The organism is Candidatus Binatota bacterium (assembly GCA_012960245.1).
In the GTDB taxonomy this organism is placed as follows: Bacteria; Desulfobacterota; Binatia; order UBA1149; family UBA1149; genus UBA1149.
The window spans coordinates 18,201-38,249 of the sequence record DUBO01000008.1; the positions used below are offsets into that span (position 1 = coordinate 18,201).

Genomic DNA, 20,049 nt, shown 5'->3' on the forward strand with positions numbered 1-20,049 from the left:
TCTGCCTCGCCATCTTTCTTTCCTCCTCACTGGCCCTCGCGGGCCGTTGTTGTACCTTTCAGTTTCTACTACTCGATTTCCTGTTAATCCGCCGCGTAATCATCCGCTACGCCGCACGCCAAATCCCGAACGCCAGGGCTCAAGGCCAAGCAGGTAACGCCTGGTCCAGTCCAGCGCGAGCTGGCTCGAAAGCACGCGAATCCATTCGCGGTTGCCGCCCAGATTGTAAGTGCGGGCGCAGGCGCCGCCCTCCAGGTAAATGTCTTCCCCCGCAGAAACTTCGCCGCCGGAAAAAGCACCCTCGGAGAACAGATCGCCGGCCATGCCTATGCACACCGTACCCACCGGCTTGTCGTCGCTGCCCCCGCCCGGGCCGGCTATGCCGCTTACGGCCACTGCCAGGTCGGCGCCGCTCAATCGACGCGCGCCCAGGGCCATCTCGGCTACGGTCTCTTCGCTCACTGCTCCATACATTGCCAGGGTCACTCCGCTTACTCCCAGTACCTTTTCTTTAACACTCTGGCTGTAGGCGACAATCCCGCCCGTGTAATAATCTGAACAACCCGCGACATCGGTCAGCCTGCGACTGATCAATCCACCGGTGCACGATTCAGCAGTTCCAAGTGTAAGACCCCGGCGGCTCAAAAGCTGACCCACCTCCTGCTGCATGGTCGTGTCGCCCTCGGCGTAGACCGCGTCACCCAGCCGACGGTGCACTTCTTTAGACAATTCGTCGAGCTCGCGCTCGGCGGCTTCGGGCTGCCCGGCCACCGACACGCGCACCGACAGGTCGGGAAAACTGGCCCTGAAAGCCAGGCGCCCACGCGCGGGATCAATGGCGCCAAGCAGCGCCTCGTCCAGTGCCGACTCGCTCATGCCGAAGGTCTGAAAAGTGCGCGACACAAAGCGCCGGTCGGCGTCGGCCTGCCCACGCAGCCACGGCAGCACCTGCTCTTCGAACATGGCTTTCATCTCGTGGGGAACGCCGGGCAGCACCACGCCCACGGCGCCGCCTTCGATGTCAAAACGATAGCCCGGCGCCGTTCCCCGCTGGTTGGGCAAGGGCACGGCGCCCTCGGGAAACATGGCCTGCTTGAGGTTGTTGTCGGGCATCGAACGGCCCACGCGATCAAAGAAACCCCTTATGGCGTCGGCCTGTTCCTCGTCGAGCAGCAACTTGCGGCCGGTAAAGCGAGCCACGGTCTCAGTGGTAAGATCGTCTGCCGTGGGCCCCAGGCCGCCGGTAGAAATCACGACGTCTGCCATAGCCGCCTGCCAGGCCCAGCTTATGCGCTCGCTGTCATCGCCAACGGTGATAACCGAGACCACCTCTACACCCTCGGCCGACAGGCGGTCGGCCAGCCAGTTGGAGTTGGTATCGGTGGTGCGGCCGCTCGTGAGCTCGTCACCGGTGGAAATTATGGCAGCAGTTTTGATCACGTTTCAGTCATGCAGGCCTGATCGCTAAGGCCCGACCTCTTTTGTAGCATAGATTTTCGCCCTTTGTTCGCCCCCACGTCATCAAATCTTCTAAGTGCCGGGAATCAAACCAAAAGCAAGAAACACGCGACAGGCGATGTTGGCGTAAACACCGGCCATGAGATCGTCGGCCACGATTCCAAGGCCTCCGGGCAAGCGCTCGGCCGGCCCACAGGGCCATGGCTTGGCTATGTCGGCGGCCCTGAAAAGCAGGAAGGCAAGCACGAATACCGGCAGGCTCGTGGGCAGAAAGGCCACGGCCACGAGAAAGCCCACTACCTCGTCAATAACCACGCGCGAGGGGTCTTTCTGGCCGAAGTCGCGGGCACACACACCCGCCGACCAGATGGCCACGGCCACGGCCGCCGCCAGTGCGAGCAGGTAGACGGGAACTGAGTATCCGGCCAGGGCGGCAAACAGCGGTGCCAGGGCCAGGCCAGGCAGGGTGCCGAAGGTGCCCGGGGCAACGGGCGCGTATCCGGTGCCCGCACCCGTGCCGAGAAATAGCGCCAGTCGTCTCAAGCAGTCTGCTTCCAGCCCAACAGCCCGTAGACACCGGCCAGGCCCAGCTCGAGGCCCAGGTTGAGCCAGCCCATCAACCCCGAGGGCTCGGGAGCGGTGACCAGCATGACCAGCAGGCGGCCAGCGGCAACGCCCAGCCAGAGTATGGCGAGCACACCCATCACTGCGGCCCGGTCGGCAAAAGATTCGCGCATGGCGTAGAGGGCCACACCACCCATTGCCACCATCATGCCGCCGTAAAGCGCGCCGATTTCGCCCCAGCCGTCGCCCTGCCCCGGCATGACGGTCAGGTTGGCGAGATCGGCCACGGCCTCGGGCAAGGCCAGCGCAAACAGGCCGAACCCGACCAGCACAGCGCTCACTATCCTCAATACGCGAGTTGCTTCCATGCTTACTCCTCGAGGCGCCGGGCATAAAAAAGCGCCACCTGCAGAGACTATTAGCGCAGGAGGCGCACGGCAAGCGAATTGTGTGCGATAGCGGTTACTTCAGCGGCCAGGAGCCCATGACCACCATGGCCAGCGGGCCCGATGAAGACGGCCCGTAGGGCAGCAGGCGGCGCCAAGCCGAGACCGGACTGCCGTCGAGTTCGTAGGCCCGGATCTCTGCGGGGTGACCCGCCCCGGGTGCCACCAGTATCTCGTCTGAGCCGTCGGCGTCAATGTCAACCAACGTAACGGTACCACCGGTAGTGTAGCCGGCATCAAAGGCGTAAAAGCTCACCGGCAAGCCGGAAAGCGGGTCGAGATAAACGCTGCCGTCTCCGTTCCAGGCCTTGACCCAGGGCCTTCCCACCGCGGGCACAGTGACGATCTCATCGCTGCCGTCACCATCTAGGTCGCCGCGGGCGATAGCCAGACCGTTGTAGTCCGGAGCCGGGTAGGCGAGCCACTCGCGCACCTGTGTACCGTCGGCCTCAAACACCCTGACCAACGACAGACCGCGCGCCGGCCCGATCACTATTTCTTGGCCGGGGCTTGAAGATACGTCGGCCACCACGGCCACCCCGCCGTTGGCGTCGACATCGAGGCCGAAGAAGGAGTCGCCGTTGCTGAAGGCAAAAAACATCCCCGAGTTGAGCCAGGAGAGTTGGCCTTCCAGGCTCATATCAATGACGGTGTGCGTGTAGACCCTGACATCGCCCTGGTTGGAGTCGGACTGTATCATCAGCAGCTCATCCCAGCCGGTGCCGTCGACGTTGCCCGCCGCCAGGTTCACACCCCCGCCCATACCCGCATAGTCAGCCGACAAGACAGCCACCTTCTTGCGCCTGCGAATGGCGTCGTAGAGTTCGACCCTGCGGTCGCCGCTGTCGTGTCCCGCGGCCACGGCGATCATGGGAGGGGTCTGCCAGATTGAATCGTTGGGCGCGAGCGTGGCCAACGCGAGGTCGCCCGTCACGCTGCCCCTGAGTACGTTGGCGCGCAGACCGCGTCGGCGACCGACCGTGTTGCGACACTGAAGGCCCGCGCCACGACCGCCCTGCCAGCCCGCCACGAATATCCTCGTGCGCGGCCCACGGCCGGTGGCAACGCGCCATATCTCGCTGCCGTCAACGCCCGACAACACCACCGCCCTGCCACCACCCCTGCGGCCGCGGGGCGAGTCGCCGGGACTGCCGACCACGAGATCGTTGACACCATCGTTGTTAAAATCTTCGGCGCCGGACAGGGCCTGCCCGTAGCGCTCCTTGATGCGCGTACCCTCTTTGCTCCACAGCACCGAACCGTCGGCGCCCGAAAAAACATAAACGATCCCAGCCGACGCGTTTCCGCCCACCAGTTTCTCGGGTGCAGACACGGCCAGGTCGGCCACGCCATCGCTGTTGACATCGCCCAGGTCGGCCAGTGCCTTGCCGAACGACGCGCCTACCACTGCCACCGGCTCGGTGAGTTGCCTGACCAGGGGACCGGTGGAGGAGTAGAGCCTCACGGCGCCGGCCTTGTTCAAGCCGCCTATGTCGGCGCCCGGCACACCAACTGCAAAGTCGACCACGGTATCGCCGTCGAGATCGCCGGTTACCTGCACCGCCTTGCCTGTGTTTTCGTCGCCGGTGCTGCCATCGAGCTCGAGTATGACGCTTGCAAAGTTGGCTCCCGAAAGAACCCGTAACATGCCCGCGTCGAGCGCCAGCCCCACGTCGGCCAGGTGCGCACCAACTATTACGTCAGCCACCCCGTCACCGTTCATGTCGCCTGCGGCTCGCGCCGATATCGCGCTGCCCCAGCGGTCCCACTGGGCCAGCCCCCAGGCACTGTCCACCACCGCGCCGGTTGCCACCGAGAGCAGGTGCAGGGCACCGGTTTTTTCCTGGGCTATGTCCTTTGCCAACGGCGCGCCAACGAGTAGGTCGGCCAGTCCGTCGCCGGTGAGATCGGGCGTGGCCTCGATCACGCTGCCAAGCCCGGCATTCGTAGAAGAACCCTCGAGCACAAAAAGCTCACTGCCCGAGCTCGAATAAATCGTCACCTTGCCGGCACCCGACCAACTGCCACCAGCCGGCTTGGCCACGTCCCAGCCTCCCGAGCCTACGGCTAACTCGGCAGCGCCATCGCCGTCTATGTCGTCTATGAAGGCAACGGCTTCTCCCAGGTGTTGGCCGTCCTGGCTGCCGTTAACCCTGAACACCACCCGGCCCGTGCTTCCCGAGTAAATCCTCAGGCCACCGGCGTCTACGGTGCCCGTCGATCGCTTGTCCCTGCAAGGCAGTCCGACGGCGATGTCGGCAACGCCGTCGCCGTCAAAGTCACCGCTAGCCGCCACTGCGTGGCCTGCCCTGTCGCCCTCGTAGTTGCTTTCCTGGCACCTGGTCGATGCCGAGAACGCCGGGCTCGGCGCCAACGCCAGCCCCGCGATCAGCAGCCCGCTGAGCACCACCGCGTAGAGCGCAGACCCTGGCACAGGCTGCAAAAATTCTGCTCGCACTCTTACGGACATGTCAGCCCCACCGAGAGGTCACCCACGGCCGTGCGCAGGATAGCAAGCGCGTCAGAAGCCATTACCGCCCCGCTCGAGTCGACGTCGCACTCGCAGGCCGGACACACGGTCGAACCTACCGCCGCCTGCAGGGCCAGCAGTGCGTCGCTGGCCGAGGGCAGCTGGGGTGCAACCGCGCCCGACTGGGGCGCGCCACAGCGGCAGGCACCAGCGTATGAAAAAATCTCTGCTGCGCCGTCGACCCCGTCGCAATCAGAAAGAAACACGATGCTCGCGCCGTCATCGGAAATCGAGCCCTGCTCGGCATAGCAGGACTCGCCACCCGATACCCGGGCCACACCGCCGTCGGTGACGCGCAGCACTTCCTGGCTCAAGGCAGCCGGCAACTCGGGCGCGCAGGCCCGGGTCCACACCAGCACCTGCCCGCTGCCGTCAACGGCCACATCGCTGTTGCTGCAGTACTCGTCGTCATCGCTGAGCTGGGTGATAACGCCCGCCCCCGCGACAGAAAATATCTCGAGACTCTCGTCCTGGTTCTCGATCCCGTGACCGCAGTCGCTCTCGAAGGCCACCGTGGACGCGTTTCTACTCGGCACCGGGTGCTCGCTCACGCAGAACTCGTCGGGCCCCACCGTGAGTTGCACGACGTTGCCCGCGACATCGGAGCTGAATATCTCCACGGCGTTGTCGGGGTTGGAACCGGCCAGGTCGCAGTCGCTGTCAAACACCACCACAGTGCCCCAGTAGTCGATCGACGGGTGCAGGCTGGTGCACGCGCCCGAGCCGAGGTCGTCGCTCAGCTGAACGGTGCTCGAAGCAACCGGATCATGAAAAAACACTTCGACGCTCGCGTCGCCGTTGCGCCCCGACATTGAACTGTCCAGGTCGCAATCGCTTTCGAAAACCACGCCGTTGCCCTGTCCATCGACCGATGGCGCCAGGCTGTTGCAATCACTGCCGCTGGTGAGTTGTTCGATCACCGGGGAAGACGGCACAGGCGAGACCCTGAAGATTTCGAAACTGCCATCGGGGTTGGCGCCCGTATGGTCGCAGTCGCTTTCGAAGAACACCCAGACCGTGTTGGCCCCACTCACGGCTGAACCGTTGCTGCAGCCCGAAGACACGGTGAGCTGCTCGAGCAGGCCGGTGTCCGAAACAATCATTATCTCGCGGTTTTCGTCGCCGTTGAGGCCCTCCGGGTCGCCGCTGCCGACAAACACGGCCATGCTGCCCGAACCCGCGGTGGCTGGGTCGGAAACAGAGTCGGGCGTAGCAAACGAGCTCAGCTGGTACATCGCTGCCAGTGCCGGTCCAGCCCCCGAAAGCACGCAGGCCGACGCCCAGGCGAGCGCGCACAGCGCCGCCTTGCAGGTGCGTCCCGGGCCGCGGCCGCGGGTCGGCTTCCTGTCATACTCAGTGACCATCAAACGTGGATACCCACTAATAATGCTACAGAGCGCGCGGTCCCGCTGTCTACCAACAAACGTGCCCAGCAGCGCATTCAGTGCCTTGACCACAAGGCAAACGCCTTGCTGCCGGCGCATTCACGTTGTAAACCGGCAGGCATGGAGCTCGAAAAAGAACTACAGACAGCCGTTGAAGCAGCCCGTGCGGGCGGCGCCGTGGTGCGAAAGTACTTCCGCGGCGACTACGAAGTGCACGAAAAAGCGCCCGACAACCCGCTCACCATTGCCGACACCGAGGCCGACGAAGCCATCAAGCAGGTCGTGCTCGGTGCCTTTCCCGACGACGGCTGGCTGTCCGAAGAAACCCGCGACTCGCCCGAGCGCCTGTCCAAGGAGCGGGTGTGGATAGTCGACCCCCTGGACGGCACCAAGGAGTTCGTGCAGAACATCCCGGAGTTCTGCGTCTGCGTGGGCTTCACCATGGGTGGCGTGGTGCAGGTGGGCGTGTGCTACAACCCGATCACCGAAAAGCTGTTTGCCGCCGCCAGGGGCCAGGGCATGACGCTCAACGGCGAGCCGGCTTCGTGCACCGCCACCACCGAGCTGTCCGCAGCCACGGTGCTTGCCAGTCGCTCGGAAACCGGGCGCGGCGAGTGGGACGATTACGACCAGCTGATGCAGGTTAAACCCACTGGCAGCGTAGCTTACAAGTTTGCGCTCATAGCCGGCGGCGAGGCCGACGCCACTTTTTCGCTCACGCCCAAAAACGAGTGGGACATATGCGCGGGCACGATGCTGGTCGAAGAAGCCGGCGGCACGGTGACCGATCGTTTCGGGCGCCCGCTGACGTTTAACAACGCCAAGACTCTGTTGCCCGGCCTGATAGCCAGTGGCGCCGCGCTGTGGCAGCCGCTGCGCGACATCATACTCGAGAAATCAGGCGAGTAGCGCCCTCGCTGACTGAAGCCGGCGGGCTTCAGTCGGCCGTGAGCAGCCCGTCGTCGGCGCTGGCCACGGCGGCCCGGCCCATGGTCAGCTTATCGGTGCGGGCGTAAGAGCGATCGATGACATCGATGGCCAGGCGAAACGCCATCAGTGCTGCGCGCTCCAACGAATCGGTGCGCGGCAGCTTGGCCTTGAGCGGGTCCACGTAACTGCCCGAGCGGTACATGGCAAAGTGCAGATGCGGCCCGGTCGCGCGGCCGGTGGAACCCACGTAGCCGATAACCTGCCCCTTGTTGACCCTGGCACCGGCCTGCACGCCTTCGGCTATGCGCGACAGGTGGGCGTAGCCGGTCTCCCAGATCGGGTCGTGCATGAGCTTGACGAAGTTGCCGTTGGCCCAGTCAAACTTGGCCTTGCTCACGGTGGCGTCGGCCACCGCACGCACAGGGGTGCCTCGGGGCGCCGCGAAATCGACGCCGTAGTGCGGCATGCGTTTCTTGAGCACCGGGTGAAAGCGGCCCTGCGAAAACACCGAGCTGATGCGCGAAAAATCCACCGGGTAGCGCATGAAGTAACGACCGAGAGCCTTGCCGTCGCGGTTGAAGTAGCCCTGTATCATCTCGTCGGTCTTGGCAAAGTAAAAACCTTCCCAGATCTTGTCGCGGTTGTTGATCTCAACGGCCAGCAGCCGCCCTGCTTCAACCGACTCACCGCCCCTGCGACGCAGCTCCTCGTAGGCCACCCTGAAGGTGGCGCCGGGCCTGAGGTCGCGTGAAAAGTTAAGCTCCCAACCCAGCACCTCGGCTGCCTCTGAAACGATTTTTTCGGGCACGCCGTGGGAGAGCGCAGACTCGTAAAGGCTGCTCTCTATGGTGCCGGCGGCCACCCTCAGCCTACGATCAAATACCACCTGGCGGCGACTGGCCACTACCTTTTCACCGTCGAGTTCTTCGACCAGCTCGGTGCGCGGGCCAATGTCGAGATTAAGACGCACGAGTTGCGGGTCGGGCCCCTCGAAGGTCAGCCCGAGTCGCTGCCCCGCAAATATGCGGTTGAGGTTATAAATGCGCTTGGCGGCCGATATCCAGGTGTCGGTGCTGTCGGGCGACAGGCCAGCCGCGTCGAGCACCTCGGATACCGTCTCACCGTTGCGTATTCGGTGTTCGATGGTCACTAGATACGCGCCCTCGCGGTCCTTTCCACGCTCGGCCACGAGCTGGCGAAACCTGCGGCCCAAGTCGCGAGTGTCGTAGCGGTGGGCGGGAGCACGAAATATTACAGTCTCAGTATCTTCCTGCTCAAAGACCGCCTCGGAGAGCGGGTCGAAGGACAGGCTGTAGGGGTTCGAGCCGTCAAGCGCGCGGCCGTCGGCCACCAGATCGTAACCGCCTCCTGCACCGGGGCGGCTGAAGCCCGAAAGTGGTGAGATCCGTTCGGCCCGTAGCGTGCCCGGTGGCAGCGGCGGACCCATTGCCAGCGCTCTAGCCGTGACCACCACATCGTCGCGCATCCTGGCTGGCGGGGGTGGCCCCACCATGCCCATCGACAACATGGCTACGGCTTGGTCTGCCAAGGGCTGTTCGGTGGGCAGCGCGGCCGAGGCCTGCTGCCCTGGCCCGGGCTCGGTCGTGTCAGCCTGAGCGGTCACGAGGTCGGTCTTTACGGCAGCGTCAATTTCATCCTTGTCGGCAAACAGCGAAAATCGCCACAAACTGCGTTCTGTCTTGCTTTCGACCACACCCGGCCCGGACTGGCCGGCCTCCAGCAGGTCGTCGTCGGTGGTCGGCGGACCTATCTGGGCAGCAAAAGAGTCGCCTATGCCGTAAACCGAGCCATAGGCACCAACGCGCACTATTTCGCCCACCGAGGGCAGTTGGCTGATGGCCAGTGTCATTCCACCGCCGAACGACGCGTTAACCGGTGCCGCAAAACGGCTCGACTGGCCGTCTGAATACTGGCCGAGAGTAGACTGGCCCTCGGGATATACAGCCCCAGGAGCGTTGCCCGACAAAGACCCAGCGCTCTGGCCGGCCCAGGCCTGCTTGCCGGCCAGCGCCATGCTGAAAAAGCCGGATTTCATGGGCAGGGCCCGGGTATTGGAGGCCACACGGGCCAGCACCAGCTTGTAGGGCTGCTGCGCCTGGCCGCCGGGTGCCACCAGGGCAAACATAGACGCGCAGGCCACCCCGACCATCAAGGCCTGGGGACTTATATGCCGCTCGACCTCATCGACGAGCTTCCGCCACCACTGCAATACCACCACTTCTACCCGCCTGTTCGACTATCCGGCCCGTGGGCCTTGAGTCCATGCGCTTGTAAAAGCGCAACATTAAGGGTGCCCTCCCGGGGTCTGGATGTCAACGACTTCGAGGGGTTGGACAGCATTATTAAGGGGGTCGCTTGCGACGGCCAGCTGTTGTAGTTTCAAGCCTGATTTAGGGGCTGATTTAGGGGCCGATTACCGGCCTGGCGGGCCGTCGCGGGCTTCCCGTAGAGGGCCGATCTACGACGCAGCGCGACAGAGCCGAGCGGCTGCAGAAGTCAACCGACATACCAGGTGCCAAACATGACGAAACGACTGCTGGGATTGGACGTGGGCGACCGCCGTATCGGGCTGGCGCTGAGTGACCCGTTGGGGCTCACCGCACAACCTCTCTCCGTGGTCGAGCGAAAGTCCTGGAAACGCGACATAGCTGCCATAATGGAGGCCGTGGGAGACAACGAGATAGAAGCCTTCATCGTGGGCTTGCCGATATCGATGAGCGGCAATGACAGTGAGCAGGCCGACCGCGTGCGCCACTTCTGCTCTCACCTCGAACGCGAAACAAAACTCGCTGTTCACCTGCAGGACGAGCGCCTCAGCACCGCCGAAAGCGAGCGCCTGTTGATAGCTGCCGGCACGCGCCGAGATCGCCGCCGGCAGAGCGTGGACATGACGGCCGCGACCTTGATACTGCAATCGTGGATGGACAAGTCGTGAGCGAACGCGCGCCTCGCAGATGGTACCACGCCGCCGGTGGCCCCGGGCCGCGGCTGATATTCGGCCTGGCCGCCGTGCTGCTGCTGGCGGGCATCGGTCGTGTTACGTGGCTGGCCCTTGTGCCGCAAACCATCAGCCCCGCGATCGAGTTGCAGATTGCACCGGGTGCGAGCGCCCGCGACATAGCCGCCGGGCTCGAAGAAAACGGTGTCGTGCGCAGCGGCCGCGTGCTCAGGCTTCTGGCCCGCCTGGGCTCAGCCGACAGGGATTTTCACCACGGGGTGCATCGCTTCGAGGGCGAGATCACGCCCCTGGCCGTGCTCGCTGAACTGACCACGCCCTCGCGCGACACGGTGCGCGTCACCATTCCCGAGGGCCTGCGCGTTGCCCAGGCCGCGCGCCTGCTCGAAGAGGCCGGCGTGCTCGAAGCCGACGAATACGTGAAGGCCGCCTGCGAATCAGACTTCCTCGCGGTCACCGGCGCGCCCACGGAATCGAACTGTTCGGAGGGCTACCTGTTTCCCGACACCTACTACCTGTCGCCGGGCATGGCGGCGGCCGACATCGTGCGGCTGCAACACAGGCGGCTGTTGACCGTGCTCAACGACCTGGGAATTTCTGACGACGGCTCGGCCGGTTTCAAGGGAAGCTCGCCGGCGATTGCCGACACCCTCAAACTGCTCACCCTCGCGTCGATCATACAGAAGGAGAGCTACCGCACCGACGAGCAGCCGCTGGTAGCGTCGGTGTTTATCAACCGGCTCGAGCGCGACATGAAACTGCAGGCCGACCCCACCGTGATCTACGGCATACTGGCCTCGGGACGGGAGTGGGACGGAGATATCCGCCACAGCGACCTGCGCGAAGACACGCCGTATAACAGCTACGTGCACCGCGGGCTTCCGCCCGGCCCCATCTGCAGTCCCGGCAAGGGAGCCCTGTCGGCCGCGCTCAACCCGGCCACCAGCGATTTCCTGTTCTTCGTGGCCGACGGCAAGGGCACGCACCGCTTCTCGCGCACGGTGGCCGAACACCAGGCCGCCGTACGCCAATACCTCGCCCAGCGTTAGCAAGCGGGAAGCGTTGATTTTTGCCTTCTGTTCGCCCATGCTGGAAGCATGGAACCACTCACCAAGCGGCAACGTGAAGTCCTCAATCTCATAGAGCAGTACCTGGAAGACAACGGCTGCGCGCCCACCCTCGACGAGATCGGCAGTCAACTGGGCATGCGTTCGATGGCCACCGTGCACAAGCACGTCAGTTCGCTGGAGGCCAAGGGCTACATCCGTCGTCACTGGAACCAGAGCCGCGCCATTGAGATGGTTGATCAGTACCAGCGTCCGCGATCGGTGAGCCTGCCGTTGCTTGGGCGGGTGGCCGCCGGTTGCCCGATTGAAGCCATCGAACACGACGACAGCATCGACGTGCCCGAGAGCATGGTACGCAACCGCAACACCTACGTGCTCGAAGTGAGGGGCGACTCGATGGTGGACGACGCCATCCTCGACGGCGACTACGTGGTCGTCGAAGAAAAACCCGACCCCACCAACGGAGACGTGGTGGTGGCCAGCATAGACGGCGAGGCAACCGTCAAGCGTTTCTTTCGCCAGGGCGACGGCAGCGTGCGGCTGCAGCCGGCCAACCCCAACTTTGAACCCATCGTGGTGTTCGACCGCGACCTCGAGATAAGGGGCAAAGTGGTCGGCGTACTGCGCAACTGCAGGTAGCCGCGCGAAATCGCCCGTGGCGCAAAGCGAAGACAGCCTGGGTGTGTACGTGCACCTGCCGTGGTGCGTGACCAAGTGCCCCTACTGCGACTTTAACTCCTATGCGTCGACCGAGTTCCCTGAGCAGCGCTACACCGACTCGTTGTTATCCGAGCTGGCCTGGTCGGCCGAGCAAGTTCAGTGGCGCGACCGTAAGGCCACGAGCGTGTTCTTCGGGGGCGGCACGCCGTCGTTGTTCGGGGCAGGCAGCCTGGCCGCGGTGCTCGACGCCATCGACCAGCACCTGGGCCTCGCCCAGGACTGCGAGATAACAGCCGAGGCCAACCCCGGCACGCTTGAAGGCGCCGCCGTAGAAAAGCTCTCGGCCATGCGCGCGGCGGGCATAAACCGCATCAGCTTCGGTGTGCAGTCGTTCGACGACCGGCTGCTGGACACTCTTGGCCGCGTGCACTCGGGCGCCGAAGCGCTTGCGGCGCTGGGGGCCGCCCACGAGGCGGGCTTCGAACGCATAAGCTGCGACCTCATCTTCGCCGTGCCCGGACAGACACTGGACGGCTGGCAACGCGACATCGAGCAGGCGCTATCGCTCGGCATCCTCGACCACCTGTCGACCTACGGGCTCACCTTCGAGCCGGGCACGGCCATGACCGGCATGCTCAAGGCGGGAATGATCGAGCGCGCCGACGAGGAGCTGGAGCTCGCCATGTACCGCGCGATCCGCAGCGCGACGGCAGACGCGGGCCTGCAGCACTACGAGATATCCAACTTCGCGCGCCCGGGGCGTGAGAGCCGCCACAACCTGGGCTACTGGCGCAGGCACGACTGGCTGGGCCTGGGCGCGGGCGCGCACGGCTTCACGTCACGCTCACCCGGTGCGCCGTGGGGCGAGCGCTGGGCAAACATTCGCCTGCCCGAAATATGGATGTCGGCCGGCAACGGACGCCGCCGTCATTTTGAAGAAACGCTCGACCGCGGGCAGGCCCTGGCCGAAACGCTGCTCATGGGCTTGCGAGTCAGCGAAGGCGTGAGCGAAGCCGACATCGAACAGCGTTTCTCGGTTGGTGCCGAGCAGGCCATGCCACGGCTTGCGCGCCTGGTCGACGACGGCCTCGTGCTGCGTGAGCAGGGGCGCGTGTCGTTGTCACCGCGCGGGCTGGAGCTGGCCGATTCGGTCATAGCCGAACTGGCCGGCTAGGGGCCCGGGGCGGCCTGCGAGCTGTCAGTCGGCAGGAGAGAGGCGCTTCATGTCGGCGTCGACCATCATGTCCACCAGCTCTTCGAAGCTCACCTGTGGTTTCCAGCCCAGCTTTTCGGCGGCGCGCTCGCTGTAGCCACGCAAGCGGTGCAACTCGGCCGGGCGCTTGAAGGCCGGGTCGATGAACACGTACTTCTCCCAGTCCTCTATGCCCACGCGCGCGAACGCTGCACTGCAGAAGTCGGCAATGGAGTGCGTGTTGCCGGTCGAGACAAGGTAGTTGTCAGGCTCGTCCTGCTGCAGCATGAGGTACATGGCCTCAACGTAGTCGCCCGCAAAACCCCAGTCGCGGTAACTGTCGAGGTTGCCCAGGCCGATCCTGTCCTGCATGCCCAGCTTGATGCGCACCACCGCGTCGGTGATCTTGCGCGTCACAAACTCCAGGCCGCGTATCGGCGACTCGTGGTTGAACAGGATGCCGTTGCAGCAGTACATGCCGAAACTCTCCTTGTAGTTAATGGTGATCCAGTAGGCGTATAGCTTGGAGATGGCGTAGGGGCTGCGCGGGTGAAACGGCGTGTTCTCGGTCTGTATGCCTTCTTCGTCGGAGCTGTTGCCAAACATCTCGCTGGTCGACGCCTGGTAAAAGCGCGTGGTGGGCGTGAAGTTCTTAATCGCGTTGAGCAGGTTGAGCACGCCCAGCGAATTGACCTCGGTGGTCAGGCGGGCTTGGTCCCAGCTGACGCCCACGAAACTCTGCGCCGCCAGGTTGTATACCTCGTCGGGGCGGACACGGCGGATGGCGTTGATCAACGATGCCTCGTCGTCCATGTTGCCTTCCACGTAGTCCACGTCGCCCGTGACACCCAGGTAGTCGAGGTTCTCGAACGCGTAGCGCGTGCTGCGCTGCAGCAGTCCGTACACGCGGTAGCCCTTTTCGAGCAGGAGCTTGGAAAGATAGGCGCCGTCCTGACCGGTGACGCCGGTTACAAAAGCTTTCTTGTCAGCCATCCGACAAGACTAGGCCAGCAGCGGCGGTCGGGCAAGCGGGCCAAGCGGGCGCATCGTGGGGCTGGCGCCCGACGCCCGCCTCAGTATTCGGGAAGGCCCTCGGCGTCGACCAGCAAGGGCGCGGCGCGGTCGCGGTCGGACAGCGTCAGCTCGAGGTCCTCGGGCCAGCGAATGCCTATCGAGGGGTCGTTGTAAGCCACGGCGTGTTCGCAGTCGGGCGCGTAGTAGTCGCTGCACGCGTACATGAAGTCGGCCTGCTCGCTCGTGACCACGAAGCCGTGCGCGAAACCCGCCGGCACAAACAACTGCAGGTGGTTGTCGGCTGACAGCTCGCAGCCGGTCCACTGCCCGAAGGTGGGCGAGCCGCGCCTTACATCGACCGCCACGTCGAACACGCAGCCCGAGGCCACCCACACGAGCTTGTCCTGGCCGCGCGGGTGCTGAAAATGCAGGCCGCGCAGTGTGCCCCGCGCCGACCGCGAGTGATTGAACTGCAGCGGCGCTATGGCCGGCAAGCCGGCAGCCACATAACGCTCGGCGTTGAACTGCTCCACGAAAAAGCCACGCTCGTCGCCGTGCAGCTCGGGCTCAACGACTAACACACCCTCGAGTTCGGTCTGGTTGACCTTCACTGCAGCTTCACCCGGCGCAATCTCTTCACCCGGCGGCCAACAGCGACCTGAGGTAATGGCCATAGTCGTTGTCCAGCGACGCGGCCAGGGCCTCGAGCGCAGCGTCGTCAATGAAACCCTTGTACCAGGCGATCTCTTCGAGGCAGGCGATTTTCAGCCCCTGCCGCTCCTCTATGGTCTGTATGAAGTTGGACGCCTGCAGCAACGCGGTGTATGTGCCCGTGTCGAGCCAGGCCGTGCCGCGGCCGAGCACCTCGACGGCAAGCTCATGGCGGTCTAGGTACACGCGGTTGACGTCGGTGATCTCGAGCTCGCCCCTTGCCGAGGGTGCAAGCGACGCGGCGATGTCGGTCACCTGCTGGTCGTAGAAGTACAGACCCGTAACCGCAAAGTTAGACCTCGGGTGGGCTGGCTTTTCTTCTAGCGTCAGGGCGTGGCCATCGTCGTCAAAGTCGACCACGCCGTAGCGCTCGGGGTCGCGCACCGGGTAGGCAAAAACAGTGGCTCCCTTTTCGCGCGCCGCGGCCACCGCCAGGGTGTCCTCGATGCCGTGGCCAAAGAAGATGTTGTCGCCCAACACGAGCGCCACCGGCTTCCCCTCGTTGAACTCGCGCTTGAGCAGAAAAGCCTGGGCGATGCCGCCGGGCTCGGGCTGGGCCACGTAGCTGAGCGAAATGCCCAGGCGGCTGCCGTCGCCCAGCAGTTGCTCGAAGGCCGGCAGGTCCTGGGGCGTGGAGATGAGCTGGATATCGCGTATGCCCGCCAGCATGAGAATCGACAGCGGGTAGTACACCATGGGCTTGTCGTACACCGGCATGAGCTGCTTGGTCACAACCTTCGACAGCGGGTATAACCGCGTGCCGGCCCCCCCGGCCAGTATAATTCCCCTGCTCACCGTTTCTTTATAGCAGAGACGGCCGCCGGGGGGAGAAACGCTGGTCACACGGGCGCACGGCCCGCTGGGCTGGTAAAGACCCCCGGTCAGCCTTAATCTCGGCGAGGTTTCCTACTCTCATGCTGCTTGATTCGCTCAAACTACCCGAAGGCCTGGCCGACCTTTCCTACCAGGAGCTTGATCAGCTGGCCGCCGAGCTGCGCGAGCGCATAGTGGAAGTAGTGAGTCACACGGGCGGTCACCTGGGCTCAAACCTGGGCGTTGTCGAGCTCAGCCTGGCCCTGCACCGGGTTTTTGACAGCCCCCGCGACGCCATCCTCTGGGACACCGGCCACCAGGCCTACGTGCACAAGATGCTCACCGGCCGGCTCAAGGATTTTGACAAGCTGCGCCAGGAGGGCGGGCTGTCGGGCTACCCTTCGCGATCGGAATCGCCGCACGACTGGTTCGAAAACTCGCACGCGTCGACCGTACTCGGCTACGCCCACGGGCTGGCCGTGGCGCGCTCGGCCAGCGTCAGCCCAGCAGACAGCGACCCAGCCCGCCGCGTAGTTGCCGTCATAGGCGACGGGGCGCTCACGGGAGGCATGGCCTACGAGGGCCTCAACAACCTCGGCCACAGCGGCAAAAACGTAATCATCGTCTTCAACGACAACGGCCGATCCTACGCCCCCACGGTGAGCCGGCTGTCGGAAAGCCTCATCCACATCCGCTCCAACCCCACCTACATGCAGCGGCAGCGACGGCTCGAAGAGATGGCCGAAAAGATCCCCTGGGTGGGCGAGCTGCTGCACCGCGGGATAGTGGCGTCGAAGGCCGCCATACGCGAGATGTGGGAGCCCACTGCCTTCTTCGAGATGCTCGGCATCCACTACCTCGGGCCCTTTGACGGGCACGACCTGCCGGCGCTCGAAAGGGAACTGGCCAACGCCCGTGAGTTTCCGGGTGCGGTGGTGCTGCACGTGCTCACGCAGAAAGGTCGCGGCCACGCGCCTGCCGAAAACGACCCCATCAAGGCCATGCACGACACCTCCGAGCTCAAGGCTGGCAGCTACACCGAAGCCTTCAGCAAGTGGCTGGTCAGGGCAGGCGAACAGCGGCCCGAGCTGATGGCCATCACCGCCGCCATGCCCGACTCAACCGGCCTGCTGCCGTTCAAGGATCGCTTTCCCGATCGCTTTCTCGACGTGGGCATAGCCGAGCAGCACGCCGTTACGGCGGCCGCCGGCATGGCCATCGGCGGACTCAAACCGGTTGTGGCCATCTACTCCACCTTTCTTACCCGTGCCATCGACCAGGTGAACCTCGACGTGGGCCTGCACCGGCTGCCGGTCGTGTTCTGCCTCGACCGGGCTGGCGTAACGGGCGACGACGGCCCGTCTCACCACGGTCTGCTCGACATGGTGCTGCTGTCCAAGGTGCCCGGCATGACCATCCTGGCGCCCTCGTCCTACCAGGAGCTCGAACAGATGCTCGACGACTCGCTCGAGATCACCGACGGCCCGGTGGCTATACGCTGGGCCAAGACCGCGGCGCCTGTTGCCGGGCCCGGTGAGGTGGGCCGCGGGTTGGGGGCGCGCAGGGTGCTCGCGGGCAGCCAGCTTTGCATCATAGGCGTGGGCAAGATGCTGGCGGCCGCACTCGATGCGGCGCGGCTGCTTGAAGCCGACGGCCTCAAGGCCACCGTCTGGGACCCGAGGGCGGTGAAGCCGCTCGACGACGACATGCTGGCCGACGCCGCCAGCCACTCACTGGTGGTGACCATCGAAGACGGCTTCAAAGAAGGCGGTGCCGGAACGGCCGTGCGCGAAGGCCTGGCGGCATTGTCGTCAGAGGCCAAGGTGGTTGTGCTGGGTGTACCCGTTGAATACATCGCCCACGGCAAGCCCGATGACATACTGGCCCGCCTGGGCCTGAACGGCGCGGGCATAGCCGCCACCGTAAGGGCCGAGAGCAAGGGCGTTATTCCGCCCCGCGCCGCCGCCGGCTGAAAAGTCGCGGGCTGGCTGGCCGCTGGCCTCAGACCTCAGCGAGCGTGGCCTTCAAGCCTTCCTCAAGGCCGACCTTGGCCTGGAAGCCGAGCAGCTCTTGCGCACGCGTTACGTTGAGTACGCGCCTGCGGGCGCCCTCGGGGCGACTCGTGTCCCACTCAACTGCGCCCGTGTAGCCCGTGAGCGCAGCGAGCGAGTGGGCCAGCTCCTCGATGCTGGTCTCGCGCCCGCTACCTATGTTGATCGGCGAGGGGTCGTTGATACAACGTGCGGCTTCAACGATGGCGCGGGCGGCATCGTCGAGGAACAGGAAGTCACGGGTTGCCTGGCCGCTGCCCCAGCAGACTACACTCCTGTCGCCGGCCTCCAGCGCCGTGCGAAAGCGCCTGACCATGGCCGGCACCACAAACGAGCGCTCGGGGTCGTCCGACATTCCCGGGCCGTAGACATTGGTGAGCACCAGCAACGCGGCGCTCAAGCCGTACTGGCGGTGGTAGCCATCGAGCAGCGACACCAGCAGGCGCGATGCCGTGGCGTAGCCGGCCACCTCGGGCACTGGCGTGCCCGCCAGCAGGTCGCTCTCCTCGAGCGGCATGGGCGCGTCGGGCGCGTAGGCGTCGGCGCTGGCAACGGTCACCAGGCGCTCAACCTCAAACTTCCGGCAGGCCTCCACCACGTTCAAGGACATAGTAGCGTTGGCGTACAGATGGCGGCCGGGGTTCTGGCGATGAGCAACTATGCCGCCGCCCTCGCCCGCCAGGTGAATAACCAACTGAGGGGAAGTTTTTTCGAACAGTCCTTCGGTAGCCGCAGCGTCGGTGAGATCAGCCTCGGCGCGGCCCACAGCCGTGGCCTGGGCACCGGCCTCGTGCAGCAACTCGCACACGCGCGAGCCAATGAAGCCCTTGCCGCCTGTGACAAGTGTGCGGGTTGCGGTCAGGTCGGTCATGATGACTGCAAAATGGCACGGGGATGGAGCTCAGTACACGGGCGAGGGGATAGCGCTTCGGCGGTGGCGCCCGCCCGAAAACCCGACGCTCTGCACAGAACGTGACGCGCTGCGCACCATTACACCCTGCGGTTTGACTGCCACCACTTCAAAGCGGTAGATTCATTATAGTCATGTTCAGGCCGGGTGGGTCAGTCGCGTTAATAGCGCCGCCAGCCACGGCAAACCAGGGAGTAATCGGGTATGAAAACAGCACTTGTATGCGGCGCGGGCGGCTTCATCGGCCACCACCTGGCCAACAAGCTCAAGGGTGAGGGCTACTGGGTACGCGGCGTCGACATCAAGAACCCCGAGTTTTCGGCGCCCGACACCGACGAATTCCTGGTTCTGGACCTCAGGGAAGCAGCCGCCTGCAAGCAGGCCCTCGCCGCGCCCGGCGGTAGCACCTTCGACGAGGTCTACCAGCTCGCGGCCGACATGGGTGGCATGGGGTTCATCCACAGCGCCGAGTGCGAAATCATGACCAACAGCGCCCTTATAAACATACACATGGTCAACGAGGCGGCTGATGCCGGCGTGGGCCGTTACTTCTTCTCTTCATCGGCCTGCGTCTACCGCGACCAGGCAATAGGCGAGTCATACATAAGCGAGGATGACGCCTACCCCGCCCTGCCCGACAACGAATACGGCTGGGAAAAGCTGGTCGCCGAGCGCATGGCACAGTCGTTCTCGCGCACCCGCGGGCTCGACGTTCGTATTGCCCGCTTCCAGAACTGCTTCGGCCCGCAAGGCACCTGGGAAGGTGGGCGTGAGAAAGCCCCAGCCGCCATCTGCCGCAAGGTGGCCATGATAGAGGACGGTGGCGAGATCGAAGTCTGGGGCGACGGCAGCGCGCTCAGGGTCTACACCTACATCGACGACCTGTGCGACGGCATCTACACACTGATGCAGTCAGACATCACCGAACCCACCAACGTGGGCAGCACCGAGCTCACGACGGTGAACGAACTGGTAGCAACGGTTGCCTCGGTGGCCGGTAAAACGGTGAAGGTAAAACACATAGACGGGCCCGTTGGCGTGCAAGCCAGGTACCACGAGATTGACCGCCTTATGGCCACCGGTTGGAAGCCCAGGTGGACGGTAGAAAAAGGCATCCGCGAGACTTACCCATGGATAGAAGAGCAGGTTAAGGCTGCCAGGTTGAGGAAGGTTGGGTAGCAGGGGCCCGCTTTTATGCTGCTGCATGAAGCACCCACCTGCCTGACCAGTCCAGCCAGACTTTCCGATTGAAACTCGTCATACACGACTACGCAGGACACGCATTTACAGTCCAACTCAGTCGTGAGCTAGCCAAGCAAGGACACGAAGTACATCACTTGT

General features: G+C 64.3%; 17 protein-coding genes. 7 read left to right on the forward strand and 10 right to left on the reverse strand.

What is annotated here, in order from left to right:
• Positions 1–99 precede the first annotated feature (99 nt).
• The 5 genes from EYQ35_00885 to EYQ35_00905 all read right to left on the reverse strand — a co-directional run bounded on the left by EYQ35_00885 (position 100) and on the right by EYQ35_00905 (position 6,362).
• Positions 100–1,440, reverse strand: coding sequence for a competence/damage-inducible protein A (locus tag EYQ35_00885; protein ID HIF62701.1), 1,341 nt, complete (start codon positions 1,438–1,440; stop codon positions 100–102).
• Positions 1,441–1,530: 90 nt separating this feature from the next.
• Complete coding sequence (locus EYQ35_00890) at positions 1,531–2,142, reverse strand: phosphatidylglycerophosphatase A (protein HIF62702.1); 612 nt, start codon at positions 2,140–2,142, stop codon at positions 1,531–1,533.
• Positions 1,998–2,390: a DUF4345 domain-containing protein gene (locus tag EYQ35_00895; protein ID HIF62703.1), complete on the reverse strand. Its 393-nt coding sequence runs from the start codon at positions 2,388–2,390 to the stop codon at positions 1,998–2,000. The genes EYQ35_00890 and EYQ35_00895 overlap by 145 nt, the downstream gene beginning before the upstream one ends.
• A gap of 94 nt (positions 2,391–2,484) precedes the next feature.
• Positions 2,485–4,938: a hypothetical protein gene (locus tag EYQ35_00900; protein ID HIF62704.1), complete on the reverse strand. Its 2,454-nt coding sequence runs from the start codon at positions 4,936–4,938 to the stop codon at positions 2,485–2,487.
• Complete coding sequence (locus EYQ35_00905) at positions 4,929–6,362, reverse strand: hypothetical protein (protein HIF62705.1); 1,434 nt, start codon at positions 6,360–6,362, stop codon at positions 4,929–4,931. The genes EYQ35_00900 and EYQ35_00905 overlap by 10 nt, the downstream gene beginning before the upstream one ends.
• Positions 6,363–6,503: 141 nt before the next feature.
• Between EYQ35_00905 and EYQ35_00910 the strand changes: the two genes are divergently transcribed.
• Positions 6,504–7,292: a 3'(2'),5'-bisphosphate nucleotidase CysQ gene (locus tag EYQ35_00910; protein HIF62706.1), complete on the forward strand. Its 789-nt coding sequence runs from the start codon at positions 6,504–6,506 to the stop codon at positions 7,290–7,292.
• 28 nt (positions 7,293–7,320) lie between these two features.
• Here EYQ35_00910 and EYQ35_00915 read toward each other — a convergent pair whose 3' ends face one another.
• On the reverse strand, positions 7,321–9,549 hold the full coding sequence (locus tag EYQ35_00915) for a hypothetical protein (protein ID HIF62707.1): 2,229 nt from the start codon (positions 9,547–9,549) through the stop codon (positions 7,321–7,323).
• A 306-nt stretch (positions 9,550–9,855) separates the two neighbouring features.
• Between EYQ35_00915 and ruvX the strand changes: the two genes are divergently transcribed.
• Genes ruvX through hemW form a run of 4 tightly spaced genes read left to right on the forward strand, consistent with a single transcriptional unit; the run spans position 9,856 to position 13,191 of the window.
• On the forward strand, positions 9,856–10,269 hold the full coding sequence (ruvX, locus tag EYQ35_00920; GenBank protein HIF62708.1) for a Holliday junction resolvase RuvX: 414 nt from the start codon (positions 9,856–9,858) through the stop codon (positions 10,267–10,269).
• The gene (gene mltG / locus EYQ35_00925; GenBank protein ID HIF62709.1) at positions 10,248–11,339 is read left to right on the forward strand and encodes an endolytic transglycosylase MltG; all 1,092 of its coding nucleotides are present in this window, start codon (positions 10,248–10,250) and stop codon (positions 11,337–11,339) included. The genes ruvX and mltG overlap by 22 nt, the downstream gene beginning before the upstream one ends.
• A gap of 48 nt (positions 11,340–11,387) precedes the next feature.
• Positions 11,388–11,996 (forward strand): transcriptional repressor LexA, encoded by a 609-nt coding sequence (lexA, locus tag EYQ35_00930; protein HIF62710.1) that lies wholly within the window; start codon positions 11,388–11,390, stop codon positions 11,994–11,996.
• Positions 11,997–12,012: 16 nt separating this feature from the next.
• Positions 12,013–13,191 carry a radical SAM family heme chaperone HemW gene (hemW, locus tag EYQ35_00935; protein ID HIF62711.1) on the forward strand — a complete coding sequence of 393 codons (1,179 nt, stop codon included), beginning with the start codon at positions 12,013–12,015 and terminating at the stop codon, positions 13,189–13,191.
• Positions 13,192–13,215: 24 nt separating this feature from the next.
• Here the strand turns inward: hemW and EYQ35_00940 are convergent, their stop codons facing one another.
• From EYQ35_00940 to rfbA, 3 genes are all read right to left on the reverse strand, one after another.
• A complete protein-coding gene (locus tag EYQ35_00940; GenBank protein ID HIF62712.1) occupies positions 13,216–14,202 on the reverse strand; it encodes a GDP-mannose 4,6-dehydratase in 987 nt (328 codons plus the stop codon).
• An 80-nt stretch (positions 14,203–14,282) separates the two neighbouring features.
• Positions 14,283–14,834 carry a dTDP-4-dehydrorhamnose 3,5-epimerase gene (gene rfbC / locus EYQ35_00945; protein ID HIF62713.1) on the reverse strand — a complete coding sequence of 184 codons (552 nt, stop codon included), beginning with the start codon at positions 14,832–14,834 and terminating at the stop codon, positions 14,283–14,285.
• A gap of 25 nt (positions 14,835–14,859) precedes the next feature.
• On the reverse strand, positions 14,860–15,729 hold the full coding sequence (rfbA, locus tag EYQ35_00950) for a glucose-1-phosphate thymidylyltransferase RfbA (GenBank protein ID HIF62714.1): 870 nt from the start codon (positions 15,727–15,729) through the stop codon (positions 14,860–14,862).
• Positions 15,730–15,848: 119 nt separating this feature from the next.
• Here rfbA and dxs point away from each other — a divergent pair, with 119 nt between their 5' ends.
• Entirely contained in the window at positions 15,849–17,720 is a 1,872-nt protein-coding gene (gene dxs / locus EYQ35_00955) for a 1-deoxy-D-xylulose-5-phosphate synthase (GenBank protein ID HIF62715.1), read from the forward strand.
• 28 nt (positions 17,721–17,748) lie between these two features.
• Here dxs and EYQ35_00960 read toward each other — a convergent pair whose 3' ends face one another.
• A complete protein-coding gene (locus EYQ35_00960; GenBank protein HIF62716.1) occupies positions 17,749–18,669 on the reverse strand; it encodes an NAD-dependent epimerase/dehydratase family protein in 921 nt (306 codons plus the stop codon).
• Positions 18,670–18,912: 243 nt separating this feature from the next.
• Between EYQ35_00960 and EYQ35_00965 the strand changes: the two genes are divergently transcribed.
• Positions 18,913–19,887 (forward strand): NAD-dependent epimerase/dehydratase family protein, encoded by a 975-nt coding sequence (locus EYQ35_00965; GenBank protein ID HIF62717.1) that lies wholly within the window; start codon positions 18,913–18,915, stop codon positions 19,885–19,887.
• Positions 19,888–20,049: the final 162 nt, after the last annotated feature.

Coding starts and splice junctions, on each gene's coding strand:
- EYQ35_00895 (HIF62703.1), bottom strand. CDS start 2,390: ATGGAAGCAACTCGCGTATTGAGGATAGTGAGCGCTGTGCTGGTCGGG.
- EYQ35_00900 (HIF62704.1), bottom strand. CDS start 4,938: ATGTCCGTAAGAGTGCGAGCAGAATTTTTGCAGCCTGTGCCAGGGTCT.
- EYQ35_00905 (HIF62705.1), bottom strand. CDS start 6,362: ATGGTCACTGAGTATGACAGGAAGCCGACCCGCGGCCGCGGCCCGGGA.
- EYQ35_00910 (HIF62706.1), top strand. CDS start 6,504: ATGGAGCTCGAAAAAGAACTACAGACAGCCGTTGAAGCAGCCCGTGCG.
- ruvX (HIF62708.1), top strand. CDS start 9,856: ATGACGAAACGACTGCTGGGATTGGACGTGGGCGACCGCCGTATCGGG.
- lexA (HIF62710.1), top strand. CDS start 11,388: ATGGAACCACTCACCAAGCGGCAACGTGAAGTCCTCAATCTCATAGAG.
- EYQ35_00940 (HIF62712.1), bottom strand. CDS start 14,202: ATGGCTGACAAGAAAGCTTTTGTAACCGGCGTCACCGGTCAGGACGGC.
- dxs (HIF62715.1), top strand. CDS start 15,849: ATGCTGCTTGATTCGCTCAAACTACCCGAAGGCCTGGCCGACCTTTCC.
- EYQ35_00960 (HIF62716.1), bottom strand. CDS start 18,669: ATGACCGACCTGACCGCAACCCGCACACTTGTCACAGGCGGCAAGGGC.
- EYQ35_00965 (HIF62717.1), top strand. CDS start 18,913: ATGAAAACAGCACTTGTATGCGGCGCGGGCGGCTTCATCGGCCACCAC.